Origin of the sequence: Pseudoalteromonas sp. SR41-7 (assembly GCF_014163935.1) — a bacterium.
GTDB lineage: Bacteria > Pseudomonadota > Gammaproteobacteria > Enterobacterales > Alteromonadaceae > Pseudoalteromonas > Pseudoalteromonas distincta.
Genome location: NZ_JACJEF010000006.1, coordinates 40,170 through 61,373 on the forward strand (window position 1 = coordinate 40,170; position 21,204 = coordinate 61,373).

At 37.9% G+C, this 21,204-nt stretch carries 19 protein-coding genes; 4 read left to right on the forward strand and 15 right to left on the reverse strand.

The window, feature by feature from the left end:
* Positions 1 to 51: 51 nt before the first annotated feature.
* The 3 genes from H5092_RS09805 to H5092_RS09815 all read right to left on the reverse strand — a co-directional run bounded on the left by H5092_RS09805 (position 52) and on the right by H5092_RS09815 (position 3,323).
* Positions 52 to 2,088 carry an FUSC family protein gene (locus H5092_RS09805; protein ID WP_182733431.1) on the reverse strand — a complete coding sequence of 679 codons (2,037 nt, stop codon included), beginning with the start codon at positions 2,086 to 2,088 and terminating at the stop codon, positions 52 to 54.
* A 10-nt stretch (positions 2,089 to 2,098) separates the two neighbouring features.
* A complete protein-coding gene (locus H5092_RS09810) occupies positions 2,099 to 2,959 on the reverse strand; it encodes an HlyD family secretion protein (RefSeq protein ID WP_138489375.1) in 861 nt (286 codons plus the stop codon).
* Between the two features lie 160 nt (positions 2,960 to 3,119).
* A complete protein-coding gene (locus H5092_RS09815; RefSeq protein ID WP_002958577.1) occupies positions 3,120 to 3,323 on the reverse strand; it encodes a DUF1656 domain-containing protein in 204 nt (67 codons plus the stop codon).
* Positions 3,324 to 3,715: 392 nt separating this feature from the next.
* On the opposite strand from H5092_RS09815, the gene H5092_RS09820 reads away from it, so the two are divergent.
* The 3 genes from H5092_RS09820 to H5092_RS09830 are packed head-to-tail and all read left to right on the forward strand — an operon-like array spanning position 3,716 to position 6,242.
* Complete coding sequence (locus H5092_RS09820) at positions 3,716 to 4,825, forward strand: YjgN family protein (RefSeq protein ID WP_002958576.1); 1,110 nt, start codon at positions 3,716 to 3,718, stop codon at positions 4,823 to 4,825.
* A 9-nt stretch (positions 4,826 to 4,834) separates the two neighbouring features.
* Positions 4,835 to 5,857, forward strand: a complete 1,023-nt coding sequence (locus H5092_RS09825) for a M48 family metallopeptidase (protein WP_182733432.1) — start codon at positions 4,835 to 4,837, stop codon at positions 5,855 to 5,857.
* Positions 5,844 to 6,242 (forward strand): DoxX-like family protein, encoded by a 399-nt coding sequence (locus H5092_RS09830; protein ID WP_182733433.1) that lies wholly within the window; start codon positions 5,844 to 5,846, stop codon positions 6,240 to 6,242. The genes H5092_RS09825 and H5092_RS09830 overlap by 14 nt, the downstream gene beginning before the upstream one ends.
* 54 nt (positions 6,243 to 6,296) lie before the next feature.
* Here H5092_RS09830 and speB read toward each other — a convergent pair whose 3' ends face one another.
* From speB to H5092_RS09870, 8 genes are all read right to left on the reverse strand, one after another.
* The gene (gene speB / locus H5092_RS09835; protein WP_024597470.1) at positions 6,297 to 7,220 is read right to left on the reverse strand and encodes an agmatinase; all 924 of its coding nucleotides are present in this window, start codon (positions 7,218 to 7,220) and stop codon (positions 6,297 to 6,299) included.
* 3 nt (positions 7,221 to 7,223) lie between these two features.
* Positions 7,224 to 9,137: a biosynthetic arginine decarboxylase gene (gene speA, locus H5092_RS09840; protein WP_182724593.1), complete on the reverse strand. Its 1,914-nt coding sequence runs from the start codon at positions 9,135 to 9,137 to the stop codon at positions 7,224 to 7,226.
* Between the two features lie 528 nt (positions 9,138 to 9,665).
* The gene (locus tag H5092_RS09845; protein WP_182733434.1) at positions 9,666 to 10,058 is read right to left on the reverse strand and encodes a hypothetical protein; all 393 of its coding nucleotides are present in this window, start codon (positions 10,056 to 10,058) and stop codon (positions 9,666 to 9,668) included.
* A 54-nt stretch (positions 10,059 to 10,112) separates the two neighbouring features.
* Positions 10,113 to 10,343 (reverse strand): hypothetical protein, encoded by a 231-nt coding sequence (locus tag H5092_RS09850; RefSeq protein WP_024605430.1) that lies wholly within the window; start codon positions 10,341 to 10,343, stop codon positions 10,113 to 10,115.
* Between the two features lie 9 nt (positions 10,344 to 10,352).
* Positions 10,353 to 10,685, reverse strand: coding sequence for a YnfA family protein (locus tag H5092_RS09855; RefSeq protein ID WP_096794091.1), 333 nt, complete (start codon positions 10,683 to 10,685; stop codon positions 10,353 to 10,355).
* 77 nt (positions 10,686 to 10,762) lie between these two features.
* The gene (locus H5092_RS09860; RefSeq protein ID WP_154903389.1) at positions 10,763 to 11,632 is read right to left on the reverse strand and encodes an MYG1 family protein; all 870 of its coding nucleotides are present in this window, start codon (positions 11,630 to 11,632) and stop codon (positions 10,763 to 10,765) included.
* 232 nt (positions 11,633 to 11,864) lie between these two features.
* A complete protein-coding gene (locus tag H5092_RS09865) occupies positions 11,865 to 12,326 on the reverse strand; it encodes a GNAT family N-acetyltransferase (protein ID WP_002958569.1) in 462 nt (153 codons plus the stop codon).
* Between the two features lie 207 nt (positions 12,327 to 12,533).
* Positions 12,534 to 14,786 (reverse strand): EAL domain-containing protein, encoded by a 2,253-nt coding sequence (locus H5092_RS09870; protein ID WP_182724592.1) that lies wholly within the window; start codon positions 14,784 to 14,786, stop codon positions 12,534 to 12,536.
* A 310-nt stretch (positions 14,787 to 15,096) separates the two neighbouring features.
* On the opposite strand from H5092_RS09870, the gene cysZ reads away from it, so the two are divergent.
* On the forward strand, positions 15,097 to 15,807 hold the full coding sequence (cysZ, locus tag H5092_RS09875) for a sulfate transporter CysZ (protein ID WP_182671383.1): 711 nt from the start codon (positions 15,097 to 15,099) through the stop codon (positions 15,805 to 15,807).
* Between the two features lie 73 nt (positions 15,808 to 15,880).
* Here cysZ and H5092_RS09880 read toward each other — a convergent pair whose 3' ends face one another.
* From H5092_RS09880 to H5092_RS09895, 4 genes are read right to left on the reverse strand one after another with little or no spacing between them, the layout of a single operon-like run.
* Positions 15,881 to 16,402 (reverse strand): hypothetical protein, encoded by a 522-nt coding sequence (locus tag H5092_RS09880; protein WP_182733435.1) that lies wholly within the window; start codon positions 16,400 to 16,402, stop codon positions 15,881 to 15,883.
* 1 nt (position 16,403) lies between these two features.
* On the reverse strand, positions 16,404 to 19,712 hold the full coding sequence (locus tag H5092_RS20825; RefSeq protein WP_182733436.1) for a PKD domain-containing protein: 3,309 nt from the start codon (positions 19,710 to 19,712) through the stop codon (positions 16,404 to 16,406).
* A gap of 16 nt (positions 19,713 to 19,728) precedes the next feature.
* Entirely contained in the window at positions 19,729 to 20,814 is a 1,086-nt protein-coding gene (gene rlmM / locus H5092_RS09890) for a 23S rRNA (cytidine(2498)-2'-O)-methyltransferase RlmM (RefSeq protein WP_182733437.1), read from the reverse strand.
* A gap of 17 nt (positions 20,815 to 20,831) precedes the next feature.
* On the reverse strand, positions 20,832 to 21,200 hold the full coding sequence (locus tag H5092_RS09895; RefSeq protein ID WP_024595287.1) for a DUF423 domain-containing protein: 369 nt from the start codon (positions 21,198 to 21,200) through the stop codon (positions 20,832 to 20,834).
* Between the last annotated feature and the right edge of the window lie 4 nt (positions 21,201 to 21,204).

Sequence of the window (21,204 nt, forward strand, 5' to 3'; positions counted from 1 at the left end):
AGTATAACAGATTTCGCTATAACATCTGAACTCGAAAAGCAGCGAATGGGGCTAATTTATCTTACTCGCACTTCTTTCAAAGGTCAGATTAATGCGAATAAACATGCCTTTTATTGCTTCTAATTGATTTGAATCGTCAACCGTCTGAGCCAATTCCCCATAAAGATTATCTGACGCTTGCTTAAACTTATTATTAAATTTGCCCTTGGTTGCCAACATAAATGCATCGGCTAATGTACGCTGCCACTCATTTAAATACTTTAGCTTTGTATTACCAGCCAAATTTTCACAAATTGAGTTTAATCGAACCGACGCATGCCCTAAATTTAGAGCGGTTAGTGCAAGATCAGTAATTACGCGTGAGTGTGAACCTTGATCGTAATTAGTTAGGCGAATTAACCTATCGGCCATGCGGCGGTTATACCAAATACTTGGGGTTGGATGGTTATTTATTTCGAGTAAATCTTTATAAGTGGCCTTAAAAACACGATGAACAAGTAATTGCACACTCGGGCCTGTGAATAACTGAAAAATCCAAAATAAAATACTCACCCCCGCAAAAATTGCCATTGCAGAGCTAAGTGTGTAATCGATTGAAAACGCAAGGCTCATATCGGTACTGGGTCTTACCAGAATCGTAAATGGGATACAAAACCCCAAGCCATATGGCAATGTTTGTTGATCAGCTAGCAGCAGTAAACCCAGAAAATAAGGCCCTGCTAATACAAGTAGCAATATTTCTAATTGCCCACCACTTTGTGATAATAAATTGAGTGCGTAAAAAATAGTTACAATAGCAGCAACCACCACGCCTACCAATAAACGCTTTATTACCACCTGTAAAATAGCTAACGGTATTCTCGCCAACATTATCGAAAATATGACCGGTAAAATCATAATTAATAATGCAGCAGAAGAGCCTGTATTAATCCAAATAAATGCGCCGATAGAAAATACCAAAGCAGTTCTAAATCCAACAATAATGCCAGCTAATGGGTCGCGATATGTAAGCATACTGGGTGCATTTAATAATGTTTTATCACGCTCTTCTAACGCTCTGTATGCGCGTAGTAAAATTGTTAAGTCGGCTGCTACTTCTAAGCTCACATTGAGCATGTGAGATTCAAATGGCGAATCACACACCGTATTTGCTCTATAGTCGGTTAGCTCTTTACGCAGCGTTTTAACTTGTTCGGCGCAGTAATCAAAATCGTCAGACTCTTTAATTTGCGCAAATACGTGCTTAAGTTTACTTATTAATTTATCTAAAGTAGGTGTAATAAGGTCTTCGTGGTTTCGCTGTAGACGGCCAATTATTTGAATTAAGGCCAATAAAGAAAGTACTTTTTGCGACAACTGATTTGCAGCACGCGAGCGTCCTGGACCTTTTGGTCCTTCGTACCTTACTGCGCTGGAATCTTCGTTTATTGATCCCAATGTTGCCATAATGCCATCTATTTGCTGATGACGGTTTTCGTGAGAGCCCTTAGAATCAAGCTCAATAACTAAATAATGTAACGTTTGATTTATAACCGACCGCGCTTGTGTTTGCAGTAAATGTTTAACCTTTACAGGCCAAAATAGATGACTCACAAGCCCAGCACATACAGAACCTATTATTATTTCGCTTACTCGCGCTTGTGCAATATCAAATATACTCTGGCTGCTCACCATTGCCGGAGTAACCATGACTAAAAGTACAATAATAGCGGCTGTTACACCTGCCATAGCAAACGCATAAACAAAGTTTGCTTGGCGTACCATTGCCGATAACGCAGAGTTCACCCCCAACCATAATGCCAGTGCACCGAGCGCTAAATAAGGGTAGAGAATTAACTGAGTTAAAAGCAATATGCCAAATAAACCGCCCACTATGGTGCCTATTATTTGGCAAATTGCTTTTTCAATAACCAATCCGCTTTGCGGGCGTAATTGCAAAAATATAGCCGAGACTAACGCCCAATAAGGCCTTTCAAGATTAAGCGACATAGCAATAGAGAGCGCCATCACCATGGCTATAACGCCCTTAGTCGCAAAAATAATTGCCTGTTTTTTAGGAAAAAACAAATTTTGTAATACTACGCCCACTGTATTCCCCTTAGCGCGTAGCGAGATGTATAGTGGCGGTCATTCCTGCGCTAAGCTGTGTATTTTCGGGCAATGAATCTAACTTAATATCAACAGGTATACGCTGAGATAAACGTACCCAATTAAATGTTTGTTGCACTTGCGGTAAAAGTTGTCCGTTACTTTGTGTATTCGTATTTGCAATGGCTTTACCTACACTCACTACATGCCCTGTTAATTGCTTACCACCACTTAAAAGGGCTATTTTAGCTTTTTGATCAGGATAAATAAGCGGTATTTTACTCTCTTCAAAGTAACCCGTTACATAAAATGAATCTGACTGAACAATAGCAAAGACAGGCGTGCCTTGAGCTACATAGTTGCCTTGGCGTAAATTCAAATTAATTATTTGCCCTGATGCAGGCGCAACAATTTTAGTTCTATCAACATTTAACTGCGCAATTGTTTGCTCTGTCTTGGCTAGGTTATAATTTGCCTCAGCAATTTTAGTATTGATACGTGTTGATTCTAAAGTTTCTTCACTTATTGCCTGTTGAGTGTTTAGCTCAACACGTCTTTCGTATTTATGTTTAGCAAGTTCCCATGTATACAATGCGTTTTCTGTGTTTGCTTTACTTTTATCAAGCGCTGCTTGATAACGCTTTTTATCAACATTAAAAAGTACTTCGCCTTTTTGTACGTTTTGACCATCTTTAATATTTAAAGCAGTTACCCAACCCGACACGTCTGGAGCAACCGTGACAATATCGGCTCGAATACGCCCGTCACGCGTCCAAGGAGTATGCATGTAGTCAGTCCATACCCAACGCCCAGCAAAAACGGCGGCTATAACAACCAAGATAGTAAAAGTAATACGCAGATATTTAATCATTCAATTTATCTTCCACTTAGTAATACCAACCCGCAATAATACTTGAGTAATTTGAGGGCTTAAACTTGACGCTAACTGTGTTAAATATTTCTGATATAGAATAACGAAATTTTTGCCTTGTTATCGACACGGTTTTCTTGCCTCAAAATAGCTCAATTAATTAAACAGATTGGTATAAATAGACGGCGAGTGCCAAGTAACAAACAAATAGTGACACCTCAAACCAAGCCACTTTCCAAATACGGTCATGCCAATCTAGTCGATGCAAAACAAAACGAGTCAACGCCGTTAAAATAAATGCAATTGGGAAGTAAACAATCAGCGGGCTAAACTCTAATCCCCCTAACACGACTGCTTGAAACATAATAAATATCCTAATGTTATTTAAAGCGGTGATAAAAGCTGTAAAACCTAAATAAATTTACATCCGCACTACTCTTACAATCTATTATTTTGGCATATAAATCAATTAGCTTAATTGTACGTAGGTGTGCTTAATACATAATTAATGCCATTACATTTAAGCAGCACTAAGTATGTATAGTAGCTAAATCGCATATTAATAAGCTAAAGACCCCAGTTACCAGCCAAATAAATAAACCAGCGAGGTTTATTTATAAAAAAGTATTAGAGTATTTAACTCAATATTTAAAACGCCTATTTATAGCTGTTTGCAGAAGGGTTGGATAATTATAAACATTGAATTTTGCACTAAAAATGGGTAAATTAACAAAAAAACAACATGGATATAATTTAATGGAATCAATACACCCTACCCCATCTGAAACAACCCCACCAATAAATGAACCTGCTGAACCAATTTTTAGCGGAAAAGTGCAATTTAGTGGTAAAGGTGGTGAGTTTTTTGGAATTTGGATTGTAAATATATTACTTAGCGTTATTACGCTTGGCATATATTCGGCGTGGGCTAAAGTACGTACGCATCGCTATTTTTACGGCCACACCCGTATAGATGGCCATAGTTTTGACTACCTAGCAACACCAATACAAATTTTAAAAGGTCGGATTTTAGCGGTTGTTGTATTTTTTATTTACACATTCTCAATTAGCTTTATGCCTATTTTAGGCCTATTTATTGCTCTTGGTTTTATCTTTTTAATGCCATGGATTATTAACCAAGGCTTACGTTTTAATCTGCGTATGACCCGCCATCGTAATGTTCGCTTTGCTTTTAAAGGCAGTTATGGCGAAGCCTTTGTTAACTTTATACTTTTACCTATTGCAAGCATATTTACGCTTTATTTATTAATGCCTTACGTTATAAAACGTATTGATAGTTATATCCATAGCAATATTAGTTATGGCGATAAACCACTTACTGTAAATCTTAAAGGCGAAACCTATTACCTAACAGCGCTTATTTGCTTTGTAGTGAGCTCTATCACCATGGTGGTATTTATGGGGATTTTAGGATTATTTGGCCTCAACTTAGTAGATATTGAAAACCAACAAAATTTAGAAAACTCTGCAGCGATGGTTATGCTTCCTATCTTTATGATGATTGCCTATGTGCTAATGATTGCCATTGTTTCTGCTGTATGGCACGCCGCTATTAGAAATCACATTTTTGATAACAGCCATTTTGAAGGCGTTGCTACATTTAAATCAGAGCTAAAACCAATTCCTTTCGCTGTTTTACTATTAACTAATATGTTGGCTATCGTATTTTCGCTAGGCCTTGCATACCCATGGACAAAAGTACGTACATCAAAAATGCTCGCTGATGTAACTAACGTCACTATTTATCCTGGTGCATTAAACCTAATCGATACCGCGCAAGAACAGCAATCATCATTTGCTGAAGAAGCTGCAAACGTATTTGATATTGACCTTTCTCTAACTTAAGAGCTCACCATGCATGTAAAGGGACATTTTTTCCCCATCGCATCGAGTAACTATCAAGTGTGTGTTGCCACTATTAGCGACACACACATTGAGGTTATCAACGATGAACACGTTATCGCTCGCCACGTAATCTCAAGTCTTAAATTAAGCTCGGGGATGGCAGGACTTGCCGACGAATTAAACTTTGAAGATGGCAGTCGTTTTATCCCTCAAGATGTAAGTTACAGATGGCCATTTAAAGAAAATAACCATCACATAATGGAGCGCCTTGAAAAAAGTAAATGGGTAATTTTAGCCGCAGTCATATTTACACCACTTTTTATGTGGTTAGTACTTTATAAAGCGGTACCGGCCATTGCTGTTTATAGTGTTGATACCCTGCCACGTAATGTTGTGGAACAGATGGGGGAGCAAAGTTTTACACTAATTAAAAAGATTGCGCTTGACCCAAGTGAGCTGCCCGCAGAGCAGCAAACTAAAGTACAAGCACATTTTACAAGTATGCTTAATGCGTTATCGCTTGATCAATCGGTTTATAGGTTATCGTTTTATAAATCAGACAGCTTTGGTGCTAACGCGTTTGCACTACCCCATGGCCGTATCGTGGTAACCGATGATTTAGCAAATTTACTTGCCGATAAACCCAATGCACTAAAAGCGGTATTGCTACACGAAATGGGCCATGTAGTCCACCAGCATAGCGTACGTATTACAGCACAATCTGCCGCAAGTACGATTGTACTAGCAGTTGTATTTGGTGATTTAGAGGGAGTTGCAGAGGTTGCATTAGGTACGGGTGCATCGTTTGCTCAGCAAGGGTTTTCACGAGATATGGAACGCGAGGCAGATAGCTTTGCACTCACCCAATTAGAATCGCTTGGGTATTCGAGTAATGACTTTGCTGATGCAATAGAAGCGCTGCAAGAAAGCCATACCAGCGAAAACGAACACCTAGAAAAAGTAAATGACTTATTAGAGTACTTATCTAGCCACCCAAGTGCACAAGAGCGTATTGACAATGCTAGGAAATAATCGCGGTTATATTCAACTTGCTCGCTACATAGTGAGTTTAAGTTGGATATATCACGGCTTTTTCCCAAAGCTTTATCACGTAGCACCACTTGAAAAATTAATGACTGGCAGTGCTGGTTTTTCAGCCGAAGTGTCTGATTTAATTACACGTTCGGCGGGTGTTGCCGAAATTATATTTGGCTTGTGTTTATTTGTGTTTTATAAACATAAGCATTTGGTAGCTTTAAATATATTGGCGCTTATGGGGCTTTTACTTGCTGTAGTTGTAATGCAGCCACAATTGCTTATTGAAGCATTTAACCCTGTAACTACTAACCTGCCGCTTATTGGGCTAAGCGTTATTTGGTTAAAAGAAATTGAGCAGTTGAATAATCGATACCTCTAAATAAAAAAGGGTATGCAAATGCATACCCTTTTTTGTAGTACAAAATTTATAAAATTAGTACTTATTTTTATGCGTCCACAAATGCAGTAATTCGCTCGCAATGGTTGCTGCAGCAATTGCGGTAAGCTCACTTTGGTCGTACGAAGGTGATACTTCTACCACATCCATACCCACCATGTTTATGCCTTTTAGCGCACGCAGTACTTTAAGTACTTTATCTGACGTTAAACCACCACACACAGGAGTGCCTGTACCAGGCGCAAACGCAGGATCTAAACAATCTATATCAAACGTTAAGTAAACAGGTAGGTCTCCTACTCGCTCAAGTATTTGCGCTGCAATATCATTAGCATGTAAATCGTTGGCTTGCATTGCATCAATCACAGCAAACTCATGTTTACTTTGATCAAAGTCTGTACGGATACCTATTTGTATACTGTGCTCAACATCAATCAGCCCTTCCATTGGTGCATGATAAAACATAGTGCCGTGATCAAAACGCGAGCCATTGCTATAGGTATCGGTGTGCGCATCAAAATGTACTAACGCCATTTTGCCATGTATTTTTGCGTGAGCACGTAATAGCGGAAGCGTTACAAAGTGATCGCCCCCTAAACCTAATAGTGTTTTACCTTGGCGAAGTATTTGATCAGCAGCCATTTCTAGTTGCGCAGTAAAATACTCAGGATCCCCGACAGGGTAAGTAAAGTCCCCTGCGTCTGCCACTTTTAAGCGCTCAAACAACGGGAACGTCCACGGGTATTTAGTGTCTTCCCATGCTAAATGAACCGATGCACGACGAATTGCATCAGGGCCTAAGCGCGCACCAGGGCGGCCCGAGGTCGCTAAATCAAATGGTAAGCCTAAAACCACTACGTCTGCATCAATTGCATTAATGTTTTGCACCATAGGACGACGTAAAAACGTCATCCCATTTGAGTACAATGAGTGATCTGCGTGACCAAACAAAGTTGACATTGCTTATAACTCTTCTAAATAAGTGTAGCCATCAAGGCCGCTTTGCAACTCGTCTAAAACGCTTTGCTGTTCGTGTTTTTCAATTTTAGTGCTTACTAACTGCTCGTATGATTGCTGAAAACTTTCAACATCTAAATGTACATAGCGCATCATATCGGCAACAGTGTCACCTTGGTTTATCTCGGTAATACTTGCAACGCCTTGCTCATCCATATTAACAATTGCGCTGTGCGTATCGCCAAACAGGTTATGCATATCACCTAAAATTTCTTGATAAGCGCCCACCAAGAAAAAGCCCATTAAATAAGGTTTATCGGCACTAAATTCTGGTACAGGTAATGTGCTTTCAATACCTTGTCCATCTACGTAATGCTCAAGTGCGCCATCTGAATCACAGGTTATATCAAGTAATACAGCACGTTTTTTTGGTGCTTCAGTTAAGCCACTTAATGGCAATACCGGAAACACTTGATCAATGCCCCATGCATCTGGAAGCGATTGAAATAACGAAAAGTTTACAAAAAACTTATCGGCTAAACGTACGTTTAACTCGTCAATAATAGGACGATGAAAACGGTTTTTGTTATCCATGTGCTTGTTAAGTTCATAACAAATACGAATATTAATTTGTTCAGCCCACGCACGCTGCGCTAAGTCTAATAAACCGAGTGCAAATTGGTTATGCGCTTCAGCTAAATCACCTTGGCTGTCGTGATAAATTTCAATTAATGCACGGTCATCCGTTAAATCAGTTAATTGTACAAACGATGCCCACATGTTTTTTAATAAAAGTGGTGCATCTGCCGCTGGCGCTACTAACTCTTCTGGCGTGTAACTTTCAGTACCAATAACATTAGAAATAAGCACAGCATGATGCGCCGTAAGCGCACGACCCGACTCAGAAATAATAGTCGGCATTGGTTGCTCATATTGCTTACATGTATCGCCAATGGTGTACACAATGTTATTCGCATATTCAGCTAAGCTGTAATTCATAGAGTTATGCGATTGGCTACGCGTGCCGTCGTAATCAACAGCTAAACCACCGCCTACATCAAGACAATCAATTTCTGCGCCTAGTTTACGTAGCTCACAGTAAAAACGCGCAGCTTCGCTTACACCTAAACGTACGTCACGAATGTTCGCCATTTGTGACCCTAAGTGAAAATGCACAAGCTGCAATAAATCAAGCTGGTTTGCGCCTTTTAAACGATTAACTACATGTAAAACTTGCGATGCGGATAAACCAAATTTTGATTTTTCGCCACCACTCGCTTGCCACTTACCTTTACCTTGCGACGCTAAACGTACACGAATACCAATGCGTGGTTTTACGTTAAGCTCTTTTGCTTGGCTAAGCACCATGTCTAGCTCAGAAAGCTTTTCAAGTACGATATACACTTTATGACCTAGCTTTTCGCCAATAAGTGCTAAACGTACGTATTCTTTATCTTTGTAGCCATTACATACAATAACAGCGCTGGTTTTTTCAGCTAATGCTAATACTGTGAGTAGTTCTGGCTTGCTGCCTGCCTCTAAACCAAGTTGCTTTTTTTCTACTTGTGCTTGGCTTGCTACTATTTCTTCAACCACTTCACGTTGTTGGTTTACTTTTATCGGGTAAACTAATAGATAGTCTTTAGGGTAACCATAGTTTTCAATCGCAGTATTAAATGCGCCGCATAAGCTGTGTACACGATGGTGTAAAATTTGCGGAAAACGAACTAAAGCAGGTAAGCTTAAACCTTTATCTTGTAGTTGCTTTGCGATATCTGTTAATGCAATGGTTTGCTCTGGTGCATGAGCCTTGGGCGCAACATACACATCACCTTGATCATTAATACCAAAAAAACCTTGGCTCCAATGACGAACATTGTAGCTCGTACGAGCTTGTTCTAGTGATGTTGTCTCTTTCATTTATCTTTCTCTTTTGTTTAATTAATGCCGGCTCGGCTAGTGCCGCGCATTAAAAGAAAAATAGAGATTCAAGTCCAACAAGTATTTTTGCTCGTAACGAGTGATTTTTGATGTTAAAAAAATAACCAAACAACTATTGCCCGCTAGCATATATAAAACAGGACTTTGATGATTTTTAAAGATAAGAAAAGTTATAAAAAATGGCTGTTTTTAAATGACTCATTATAAATTTTATTAGCAAAAATGAGTTAGCTCATTCAATAAAATTCATCTTGAGTTACTTTGTTTATAAAATTTACTTTTGATGGATTAGAGTAAGGTGTTCTCAACACCTCAAATTACTGCTATTTGAAGAGTAAGGTGTTCTCAACACCTCAAATTACTGCTATTTAGCCAACGTGTTGTGACCAAGTATTACCTATGTATTCTGCAAAGTGAATAAAAACTGCACGTCAAAAACGCTTAGCATACATCCACCAGCACCAATAACCGCACACAACTACTTATGAGTATTGTATAACTGACTCTTTATTTAACTATTATTGGCTTTTTATCTATCTCTGTCATATTTTCAACCGTAGATAAACCATACCCACCAAACAGTAAAGTCGTAGTAATTAACCTCAACTTGTAAGTATTGCCTATTGTAGATAATTTATGTGGACTAACTTTCCAGAGTTTTTTATAGTCATTTGCATAAAAGGCCGTATTATTATCAGCTAAAGTAACTACTTTATTTCTTAAAATAACAGTTTCAAGAAAGTGTCTAAAACATGTATTTTTATCAATAAAAACAAATACAATTTCACCTTCAATACATTTTTGCTGCAGGGGTTTTGGTAGTCTATAAATTAAAAATGCAAAAAATAGGAAACTAGCTGCTATAAATATAAAAATAATCACAAGGTATAATATATTCAATCTTTTATTCCATTAAAATATGAGTGCTGGTTTGGTATTACAATTTGCGATGTTTTAATAAGGGTAAGGTAGCCATTCCTGCCAATTAAAACTTTCGCTATACATTTCATCAACTATATCCATATACTCAGATTTTGTAGCTAGGAGGTACGCTTGCCTCTCTTTTGGGCTCATATAAGCAAGCCAATAAGGGAGATAACCTGGATAGTCTACTCCAAACATATCTTCAAAAAATCGGCTTTCGGGTAGTTCAAGGGTAATTTCATTATGAGTAAGCTTTGGCATGCATTTGAATTAAATAGACTTTGGGGCGAACATAATTATTGCCATACCTAGCAGTGCTACTAAACCACCGATAATATCCCACATAGTAAGCTTTACGCCATCTACAACCCATAACCATAATAGCGCAACGCAAATATATACGCCGCCATAAGCTGCATATACACGTCCGGCAGCAGTAGGGTGTAAAGATAGCAACCATGCAAATAGTGCCAAACTTAAAGCCGCAGGAATTAAAAGTAAAATGCTTTTATCTTGTTTTAGCCAAAGGTAGGGCAAATAGCACCCCACTATTTCAGCTAAGGCTGTAATAATAAAAAGTGCGATTGTTTTTAATTCAAACATAATGCTCCGCGCAAAAATAACAAGCATAACAATCAATACAAATTGTTATGCTTAGTATTCGTTATGAATCTGCGTTTTTATTCGCTAAGCGCCATGGTGGCAAGTTTCATTGTGCTTTCAAACGACTTAGTGCCCGCTATAAATAAGCCATTATGGCAAAACACTGCGTCATCAATACCTGTTTCATCTACGAACGCTTGATCAGATAAACCAGACCATGCTTTAGGAAGCGGTTTTCTATCTTCAAACGAGCCAGGCTCAACGGGTACTGTTTGTAATATCCATTGCCCAGAATGCGATGGGTAAACCATGTATAGCGCCTCACTTGATAAAATATGCACTGTTTTTTTCCACGGTGTGTACTTTTCAAGCACGATTACTCTGGCATCGTCTGCATTTTCAATTGCTCTGGCGACAATCTCTTTTGCATTAACACTACCGTGAGCTGAGGCGATAAAACGAATGAGCATACGTGCTGCAAATTCAACGGCTTCATCAAAACAGGTATCAAAGTTACTTTCTTCTTCCCATGTAGGGTTAAACATTGAAATTGTTTGGCTCAAGCTTATCCCTTTTGATACACCTTCAACATGACCACAATCAATGGCGTCAATAGTTGAAACTAAACCTGAATCCACTCTATCAGCAACGGCCTGGTTATCATCACACAGTGCTAAGCCGTATTTTTTCCACACTAAACCAAATGATGAAAAAGGAATGCCATTTTCTCGCTCGCCTGCACCACCACGTTGATGATGATCAAAGCGATTAGTTTCAGGATCGTATTCCCCACCTACATCTATTACGTAGTCGGCACTTTCTATAAGCGCTTTATCGCGTGTGCGTACCAATTTAAACGTTGGCAAAACATGCTTAAGTACCGCAATACTAAAAACGTCATCTGCATGAAAATTACCATTGTGGGTTACTACTGTTATTTCGCTCATTTGTTTATTGCTACTTTTAGAAAAGATAAAAATTCTCGCTTTGTAAGTTAGTCACTAATTATCGAGGCAGATTTTATACGAAGACAGGTGTTAAAAACAGTGAAGTATTTTTGCATCACTATAAAAGCTGCTTTTATAGTTACTAGTTTGAGTATGACTTTTATTACAAGATAATAATGAAGGAAGATATTTACGACACATTAAGCTTTAACATGTCGCAGCGTTAATGAACTTATTTACTAAGCCCTAATTCCATAAAAACACTTTGTGGATTATCTACATATGAGCCAAAACTGCTACAGCGTTTAAAGCCTAAATTTTCATATAAATTGATTGATTTTATTTGTTTTGGGCCTGTTTCTAAGCGTATTAACGGGATTTGTTTTTCGCCAGCTTGATGCAATAAAATCTGCATAATACGTCTTGATAGCCCTTTACCACGATGACTTGGTTTTACATATAAACGTCTTATTTCGCCGTAAGGCTGGGTATCAAATTTCTCTACAATCGCACCGCAGGCAATAATACCTTCTTCAGTTTTTAAACCAATAGCGTACACATTAGGTAAGGTTAATTCGTTTAACTCCAGAGACTGTGCGGTAGCCACAGGATATAAAGAATTTATAAGTCGGTCTATATCATCAAATACATTTACCACGTCGGGATCATTCGGGTTCAAATCGACTAACTGCATAAAGCTTCCATTCATTGTTATAAGTTTATTAAGCTTTAAATAATATATTTAAGCGGTCATAGCTTAGCATTGTTTAATTAAAAAATCTTTACTCCTTATTTAGCATATGGGTTATGACATTTCACCAGCTAAAAGAGCAAAAGTGGCCTAGCAAGTGTATAAATTTTGCTAAATTATTACTAATTAATAAATAGTAATGTTCAAGTATTATTGCGCATTAGTATTAGCGCTATGCCATTTTGCATAGCCTTCTTTATCCATCGGCCTTGCAATTAAGTAGCCTTGCATGGCGTCAATATTCATTTTTTTAAGTAAGTCATATTGTTCTGTTGTTTCTACGCCCTCAGCAACTACCTCTAAGTTTAAGCTTTTTCCTAGGCTGATAATTGTTTGCGCAATATTAAAGCCAACCGTGCTATCTAAAATTTTATCAATAAAGCTTTTATCTATTTTTAATTCTTTAACAGGAAACGCACTTAAGTACGCTAAGCAGGAGTAACCGGTTCCGAAATCATCAATCGAAAATAAAAAGCCAGCGGCAATGAGTTCTTTCATTTGCCTAATTGTATAATCTATATCGCTTGAGAGCATTGACTCAGTTATTTCTAACTTAATTTGCTGTGCCCGAATATCAAATTTATTGATAGTGCTAAACAGCTCTCCTTTTAAATTTGATGAATTAAACTGGCTTTGACTAATATTAATTGAAACACTAAACGAGTCGTCTATTATGTTATCTGCTTTAAGTTCGTTTATTAAAATACATATATCATGTAAAACAATATTTTGTAGTTTTTGAATAAGCCCGTATTGCTCTGCAATTGGTATAAATTCGTTTGCCGCTATTAACCCTTTTTGAGGATGGTTCCACCTAATGAGTGCTTCAGCACCAATAACATCACCATACGTATTTACCTGAGGCTGAAAATAAGCACAAAACTCATCAGATGCAATCGCCCTGACTATATCGGTTTCTAGTTCAGTTTGTTTTTCAAGCAGTGTTTGTAAGGCTGGATCGTAAAAGCTACTGCTATTCCCCCCTTTATTTTTAGAACGATACATAGCCGTGTCTGCAAATTTTAATATATTGCCTGCCTGCGCATTTACGCTATCAATTAGACAAATACCTATGCTGCAGCTTACTTGAAATGCAAGGTTGCCCACTTCAAATTTATCATGAAAAGCTCTTTGAATCTCTTTGGCTACTATTTTGCACTCGATGCTCGCCTGCTGTGTATTTTCTCCAACGTGTTTTAGTAAAATAATAAACTCATCGCCACCCGCTCTGGCCAACGTATCAGAGCCTTTTATTATTGCGCTTAACCTTTTTGATAATTCCACAAGTACTTCATCACCCGCACTGTGCCCAAGTGAATCATTAATACGCTTAAAATTATCTAGGTCTAAAAATAATAACGCCCCTATATTTTTATCACGCTTAACACTCTCCACACACATGCTTAATTTGTCGCTAAGCATTCTTCTATTTGGAAGATTCGTTAATGGGTCGTAAAAGGCAAGCTTATGTACTTCTTGTTCGGCCTTTTTCTTTATTGAAATATCTCTGGCCATCCATACTACGTGCCTTTTTGTAGGACTATTGGGGTGGTAATGATCTAATGCAGCAGCCCTGCCTTCAAAAACTATATTGCCCTTTGGTACAGCTAATTCATATTCAAAAATTTGCGTCTCGTTAGTCGAGAGTGTTTTTTTAATAACGTCCATTATCATTTGTGCATCGTCTTGGGAGAGCAGATCCTTAACACTTTGACCAATAAGGTCCTTGCTTGAATCAAGCAGTAACTCATTAGAGGTACCATACACATCGGTATAAATTCCCTCTTCACTTAAAATAAGAATGAGATCAGGCATTACCTTAGTGAAGGCTTTAAACTTTTCATTACTTTGCTGTAAATTCGCGAGCAGCTGTTTTGCTTTGTTAAATTCGTTACTTTTTTCAAGAGCGATACTAGAAAAGTGTACAAAAAAATCGATTAACTCTAAGTCTTGCTTTGATGGTGATTTAGGAGTGCTGTGATAGATAGCAAAGGTGCCTAATAAATCGGCTTGAGTTGAAAAAATAGGCGTTGACCAACATGACTTAAGACCAAACTTTAGTGCTAAGTCTTTAAAGTCCTCCCACAGCGGTGAAGTTTCGATATTTTCAACAATAGTGCGCGATTTCGAAAATGCAGTAGTACCACATGAGCCCACTTTTGGCCCTATATAGACTCCATTAAGCAAACTACAGTACTCTGGATGAATATTAGGAGCTGCGCAATGAAAAAGCTGCTGGCCTTTAACTGATAAGATTGAACACCTAGCGGATTCATCATCAATAATCTGCTCGATTGATGAACAAATTTCAGTAAGCACCTCAGTTAAAGGTACCCCTAATGCAATTTTAGATAAAATGCCTTGCTGGTGAGATAATAACTTTTTTAACCTATCCGTACCCATTTTCCTTTACCCGTATTATTTATACACATTGAAACAACAAAAGCTTTAATCAAGCGCTTTTTTCTTACGCAGTAAAGTTCAGTATAGTCATGATTAGTAAGTTTTTTATTTTATTGGCAAAAAATAATCGGGCCTGTCTTAAATAATCATAGTTGCATATTACTGAACACCTATTGTTACTATATAAACAAAACCACAATATTAAAGCTAACACTTTGTTACTTAAAAGTACTGTTCAAAATTTTTAAGCTATTTATACTATAAGTAATGGTAAATATTTTTTGAGGTTACAGTGCAGATCACACAAGGTATGGAATACTTTTTTTCGGGGTTTAAATTAATTAGCCAAAAAGGGCTAAAGCGTTTTGTCCTTATTCCGCTATTAATTAATATTTTGCTGTTTGGTAGCTCGCTGTTTTTTTTAGTTGGCTGGTTAAGTGATAGTTTTAGCTACATAAACAACATGCTCCCCGAGTGGTTAAGCTGGTTAGAGTGGCTAATGTGGCCTATTGCCGTATTAGTTGTTTTGTTTAGCTATAGTATGCTCTTTACAGTTATCACTAATTTTATTGCAGCCCCTTTCAATGCGCTCTTGAGTGAAAAAGTTGAGCTTTACCTAACAGGTCAAAAAATTAACGATGACGGCTTTGCCGAACTAGTTAAAGATATACCTCGCATGCTTGCCCGTGAGTGGACAAAACTATGCTACTACCTTCCTCGCGCAATTGGCTTTTTTATATTGTTATGGGTTTTACCGGTCATTGGTCAAATACTATGGGTGTTATTTACTTGTTGGATGTACGCAGTTCAATACGAAGACTATGCGTTTGATAATCATAAAATTGACTTTAAGCAAATGAAAGACGATTTAAAATCTAAGCAAGGTTTGTCATACGGATTTGGTTTTGCTGTTATGTTGTTAACTGCTATCCCTTTTATAAACTTAATAGTTATGCCAGTCGCAGTGTGCGGTGCAACACGTTTATGGGTAGATAACTATCGTCCAAAATATCGCAGTTAATTAAAAGGTTGCTGACTTTTCAATATTCGAAGGACACCGCATTCTAGATTAAAAAGCACCTAAGGTGCTTTTTTTAATCTATTTTTAAAGCAATAAACTCAAGCGATGCACGCCTTGGTAATGCACCGCTTTGTTTATCTACTTCTTCAAATTTTTTAATCAAAATACTAAAGCGCTGATTATTAATATTAACGGCTGTAACTTCACCAATTTTTATACTGTAGTTTTGCTGCTGATCAAACAGCTTTAGTATTTGACCTTTTACACGCTCTACGTATAAATAAGGTGTTTGGTCTGGCATCTTTAAACGAATGACATTGATTTTACTTAGTTCATGTACCGCGACCCAATTCTGACTCTGCATTAACGTATTATAACGACTAATACCTTCAGGCTGATAAACAACATCTTGGCTTATAACGCATGTATTACAGTCCTTTACTGATTCAATTCGCCAGTCAACAGCTGTATTTTTATAATACAAATTATCATTTTTTAGTAACCACTCACGTGCATTGTTAGTATCGCTACACGCTATTAGTAAGCTAAAAAAACTACTCAAGATAATAAACTTAGTGCTGAGCATCGGCTTCATACTATTGCTCTTTAATTGCTTTTAACTCAGCAATAATTGCACTACTTGGCTGTGCTTCTTTTATATAACTGGGCAGCGTTTCAATATTAGTAGGCGAGCTTTGTAAATTATGCACCTTACTGTTATTTGTATTTGGCACGCCAAATCGATTACCTGCACTTTGCATATAAAACTGTAAATTAAGCATGCTCCACTCATCTACATCACTCAGTATTGATATTGTATTATCTTGGTTAGTATCAAAGCTGGTTAAGCTTTCGGTGTTAATTGCATTACAATTAAAATCAACTGGTAGTGAGCTATTTCTATTTAACCCCTGTATTTCAAGTATGGTGCTTTCATTTAAATCTGCTGAACTACCATTTGAATAATCAATAATAAAATCATCCGTAGAGCCTAAATGACTATTAGTATTTGGTGCAATATCGCAACTAGCATTGCCTGGGTAAAAACGCTCATAGTAGCGATCGCCTTCGTTATTACCTATTGTTGATAAACCCGCTAATTGATATAAATAGTTCATAGAGCTTAAATGATTAGGCTTAAAATTAACTTCTTCATCACCGCCATGGTATAAACCTAAGTTATGACCTAACTCATGAAATATTGTTGATGCTTGATAATTATAAGTTACATTGGTTGCTACTTGCGTATCAAGCGTTAAACCCCAGCCCCCCATAGTTACCATTAAATCATTACCGCTTATCTCAGCAATACCCGAACCACTAATACTACCGTCTTCGTTACCACTACTTGCCATTAATAAATAATGGAAAATGGGCCTGCGAGTTATATCGCTATATTCCATTTTATAAGCAAATAAATTAGGGCTACTTAAATCGTATTCAAACGGGGTATAGCTATTAAAAGGGACAAGATTTCCGCCACCTAAATCAAAGTTTTGCGGTGCTGTATTTGTATTTTGATCAAACAAATCACCTACGTCAAAGTGGACTGTATAGCCTTTTTCTGCAAAAACAGTGGCTACTTTTTCAAGTGCTGTTCGATGTGGAGTAATACCTACATCACTGCTGTCCATATAATCAACTTCAATAAATATATCTTTTTGTGAGGTACGCGCCCCCCACTCATAAAGTGGTAAACCCGCGAATGTTGTACCCTGTTGCTCAGCGCAATCAGGAATACCATCCTCATCATCATCTATTGTGCAATTTATATTGTTTGGCCCAGCGGGTGTGTTAAACACAGAATAATTCCAATCAGTACTTTGATTAGTGTCTGTCGCATTAAGCTCGCGCTTTAAGCTGCCTCCTTGCTCGGAGATGATTTGCTCTGCGTTACCACCTTGCCATTGTGATGGCGTTACTGGTTCTTGTACTGAGTTACCAAATTTTACAAAGTCGATTGTTTGTGTACCTGCACTATTAAGTAATTCTACAAAACCGTTTATGTACCAATAAGGTCTAATTTCATCACTAGCATTACCCACAAGCGCTATTTTAGGGTTGTTAACTGACGCATTTACTAAAAAATCATCCCCAAACTTACTTTGTAAAATAAGGTACTCACCATTTTCAAGCTCTTTATTGGGCAGTGAAAAAGTTGTCTCTGCACTAGTCGAGCTATTAATCATATTAATACTGCGGGTTTTAAGCGAATAACTCTGTAAGTTTACAGCAGCCCCTGTGCCGTTATAAATTTCAATCCAAGTTAGGTCGTTACTAAATTGCACAGAAGAAACTTCAGTTATTTTTATATCTTGGCTAGAGGTAGTAAAAGAAGTAGCTGTTTGCGTTTCAATGGCCGTATCATCAAAATTAGTTAAATCAGCTGTAACACGGACAATATATTGGGTATCTTCATTAAAGCTTGCGCTTACATTTACAGTATGAAAATAAGTACTTGTGTCACTAGTAGTACCCGACAAACTTTCAATATTTAAGGCCAAGCAAGTAGTAAAATCATCTGCTGACACTTGTACACTTCCTGTACAAGCACCACTACTAGAATTAACTGCTAAAGTGCTCGTTAGCATAATATCTGAAAATGTAATACTAACAGGGCTATCTACAAGAACTGGGTCATTATTACTTTGGGGTGTTACATTACTAATTGTAGCGGGCGTTGAATCAACCACCGTAATATTCAGTGTAAATTCGGTTGTGTCTTTTGAATCAGACGCTGTTAACGTATAGCTTTGTGAAGTAATACTGTTTGCAGGAGGCGTGTAGCTAAAAAGTAAGGCTTGTGCATCAATAACACTAATTTGTGCACCATTTAAATCATCACCAAAATCAATCTGAACGGTATCGTTATCGGCATCGCTAACAACTAAACTAAATTCAGTGGCTTGATTATATTGCACGCTAATACTTACATCATCTGCAGTTGGTGGATTGTTTGGTGCTAATACTACAACTGTTTTTTGAGCGCTATTTGTAGCGTTATCGTCATCGGTTACAGTAACCACAAATGTAACATTGGTATTTTGTGAAACAGTGGGCGCATTAAAGCTAATGCTTGTTTGTGTTTGAGTAAGTTCAACTACAGGACCACTTATTTGCTGCCAAGTTATGCTATTAATACTACCATCGCTGTCTTGTGCATCTGCAACTAAGGTTACACTGTCACCTTTTTCAGCTTCTTCAGGGCCTGTAACAATGACTGTTGGCGCGCTATTTACTTGATTAATTAAAACCGTTTTACTCGCTTGAGCGCTTTTACCTGCATTGTCAGTTACGGTTACGCTAAAACCTAGTGTTGTATTTTCAGATACATTAGGGGCGGTAAAACTAAGGACTCCATCAGTTTGTGAAAACTCAACATTGTCCCCAGCAGACTGAATCCAATTAATATTACTTATAGTGCCATCTGTATCTTGAGCGTTAGCAACTAAACTAACTTGTGTGCTGGCAAGTGCACTACTTGGGCCTGTTATATTAACTGTAGGAGCATTATTTTGAGAGGTGATAGTGCCTGAAAAAACTTGTTGTGCAGTAGCACCTGAGTTGTCAGTAACTGTAACCGAAAAGCTAAAGGTCGTATCGGTTGTTACACTAGGTGCAGTGGCTGTAAGCGTGTTACCGTTAGAGGTAAACGTAAACTCAGGCCCGCTAAGTTGTTGCCATTGATAGCTGGCAATTTGCCCGTCGCTATCACTTGCAAGCGCTGTAATAGTAAATGATTGATTAGAAGTAATAACGTTACTGCTAACCGAAAGCGTAACACTGGGCGCAGCGTTACCAGGGGCCGTAGTTGTATCACTACTTTCGCCTCCCCCGCCACAGCCTGTGATTAAAAGTGATAAAAAAAGTAAATTTAGCCATTTATTAATATTGTTTTTTACCACTTTTAGCCTCTACATATTAACTATACAAATTTTGTGGCACCTTAGTAACGTTTAAATGAACGGTTATTTCCTCACGATCATGATATAGATGTTTAGCTTGCAACTCGTAATTGATACCTTGTTTCTCAAGCTCTTTTCTGATCATCGAAAGACATTCATAAACACTATCAAAGCGTTTTTTCATAGGCAACTTTAAGTTAAATATAAACTCTTTTGCGTATGCATTTACTGCCCAGTCAATCATTAGCGTAGTCACTTTGGTCGGTTTTTCCACCATATCGCACACTAACCAAGTAATATTTCTTTTTTCTGGGCGATATTTAAAACCGTCGGCTCTAAAATGTTTAACTTGCCCAGTTTGCATTAAATCGTCATTCATTGGGCCGTTATCAATCGCACTTACAAACATACCACGGCGTACAAGCTGATAAGTCCAACCACCAGGGCATGCACCTAAATCAACACTGCGCATACCGGCAGCTACGCGTGACTCGCGTTGTTGCTCAGGTATAAATACGTTAAATGCTTCATCGAGTTTTAACGTTGAGCGACTCGGTGCATCGCTTGGCATACGAAGGCGCAAAATACCCATGAAAAATGGAGAATTATTAAAGCTATACGAGTAACCAACATAAGCCGTATTGTTTGTTAAAAACATGACATGCATTACTGGGCGATTTACTTTTGGCTCACGTAGTACAGTATTTTGTTTTTCGAGGGCTTTTTTAAGCGGTGTTGAGATTTTTTTACAGAACGTTAAAAGCTCTTTGCCTTCGTTTGTGTCTGGCGTTTCAACGCGCAGTTCTGAGCACAATGTAAAATCTTTAGCAGCTTCAACTACTGCGCTCACACGGTCCTCTACTGGCATGTTTTCAAGTAATGTGCCGGCAAACCATTGACGTGTAAACACCATGTTTTTAAAATCAACTTTTTTGATTATTTCATCGCTGTGATGCGCTTCAAAACATTCGTAAACAACATAACCTGTATTTGGTTTTGCTTTTACATACCCTGCAAAACCTTGCTCTGCAGCATGAAACGTTATTTCAGCAGCGGCATCGTTTTCAAAACCACTACGACAAAAAATCACAACACTAGACATATTAACCCTTAAACTCTTTAAAACTTAAATCGTGCAACTTGCACTAAAATAACAATCCAACCAATAATAAAGCACAACCCACCAAGCGGTGTTATAGGCCCAAGCCACTTCATTCCTGTTAGAGCGAGTAAATATAAACTACCACTAAAAAGTAGTGTGCCCATTATAAAAAAGCCACCAGCCCAACTCAGGTTTATGCCCCATTTAATTAAAATAGCCACCGCAATAAGTGCAAGTCCATGTACCATTTGATACTCAGCAGCCGTTTTAAAAACGCCTAATGAATACTCCGATAAGCGGCTTTTTAAACCATGGGCAGCAAATGCACCTAACATCACCGAAAGCATACAAAAAATACTACCGGTCATTAAAAATAATTTAATCATCTAA

Coding starts and splice junctions, on each gene's coding strand:
- rlmM (WP_182733437.1), bottom strand. CDS start 20,814: ATGTCTAGTGTTGTGATTTTTTGTCGTAGTGGTTTTGAAAACGATGCC.
- speB (WP_024597470.1), bottom strand. CDS start 7,220: ATGTCAACTTTGTTTGGTCACGCAGATCACTCATTGTACTCAAATGGG.
- H5092_RS09850 (WP_024605430.1), bottom strand. CDS start 10,343: ATGCCAAAGCTTACTCATAATGAAATTACCCTTGAACTACCCGAAAGC.
- H5092_RS09860 (WP_154903389.1), bottom strand. CDS start 11,632: ATGAGCGAAATAACAGTAGTAACCCACAATGGTAATTTTCATGCAGAT.
- H5092_RS09855 (WP_096794091.1), bottom strand. CDS start 10,685: ATGTTTGAATTAAAAACAATCGCACTTTTTATTATTACAGCCTTAGCT.
- H5092_RS09815 (WP_002958577.1), bottom strand. CDS start 3,323: ATGTTTCAAGCAGTCGTGTTAGGGGGATTAGAGTTTAGCCCGCTGATT.
- H5092_RS09895 (WP_024595287.1), bottom strand. CDS start 21,200: ATGATTAAATTATTTTTAATGACCGGTAGTATTTTTTGTATGCTTTCG.
- H5092_RS09825 (WP_182733432.1), top strand. CDS start 4,835: ATGCATGTAAAGGGACATTTTTTCCCCATCGCATCGAGTAACTATCAA.
- H5092_RS09870 (WP_182724592.1), bottom strand. CDS start 14,786: ATGGGTACGGATAGGTTAAAAAAGTTATTATCTCACCAGCAAGGCATT.
- H5092_RS09865 (WP_002958569.1), bottom strand. CDS start 12,326: ATGCAGTTAGTCGATTTGAACCCGAATGATCCCGACGTGGTAAATGTA.
- H5092_RS09830 (WP_182733433.1), top strand. CDS start 5,844: ATGCTAGGAAATAATCGCGGTTATATTCAACTTGCTCGCTACATAGTG.
- H5092_RS09810 (WP_138489375.1), bottom strand. CDS start 2,959: ATGATTAAATATCTGCGTATTACTTTTACTATCTTGGTTGTTATAGCC.
- speA (WP_182724593.1), bottom strand. CDS start 9,137: ATGAAAGAGACAACATCACTAGAACAAGCTCGTACGAGCTACAATGTT.
- H5092_RS09880 (WP_182733435.1), bottom strand. CDS start 16,402: ATGAAGCCGATGCTCAGCACTAAGTTTATTATCTTGAGTAGTTTTTTT.
- H5092_RS09820 (WP_002958576.1), top strand. CDS start 3,716: ATGGAATCAATACACCCTACCCCATCTGAAACAACCCCACCAATAAAT.
- cysZ (WP_182671383.1), top strand. CDS start 15,097: ATGGAATACTTTTTTTCGGGGTTTAAATTAATTAGCCAAAAAGGGCTA.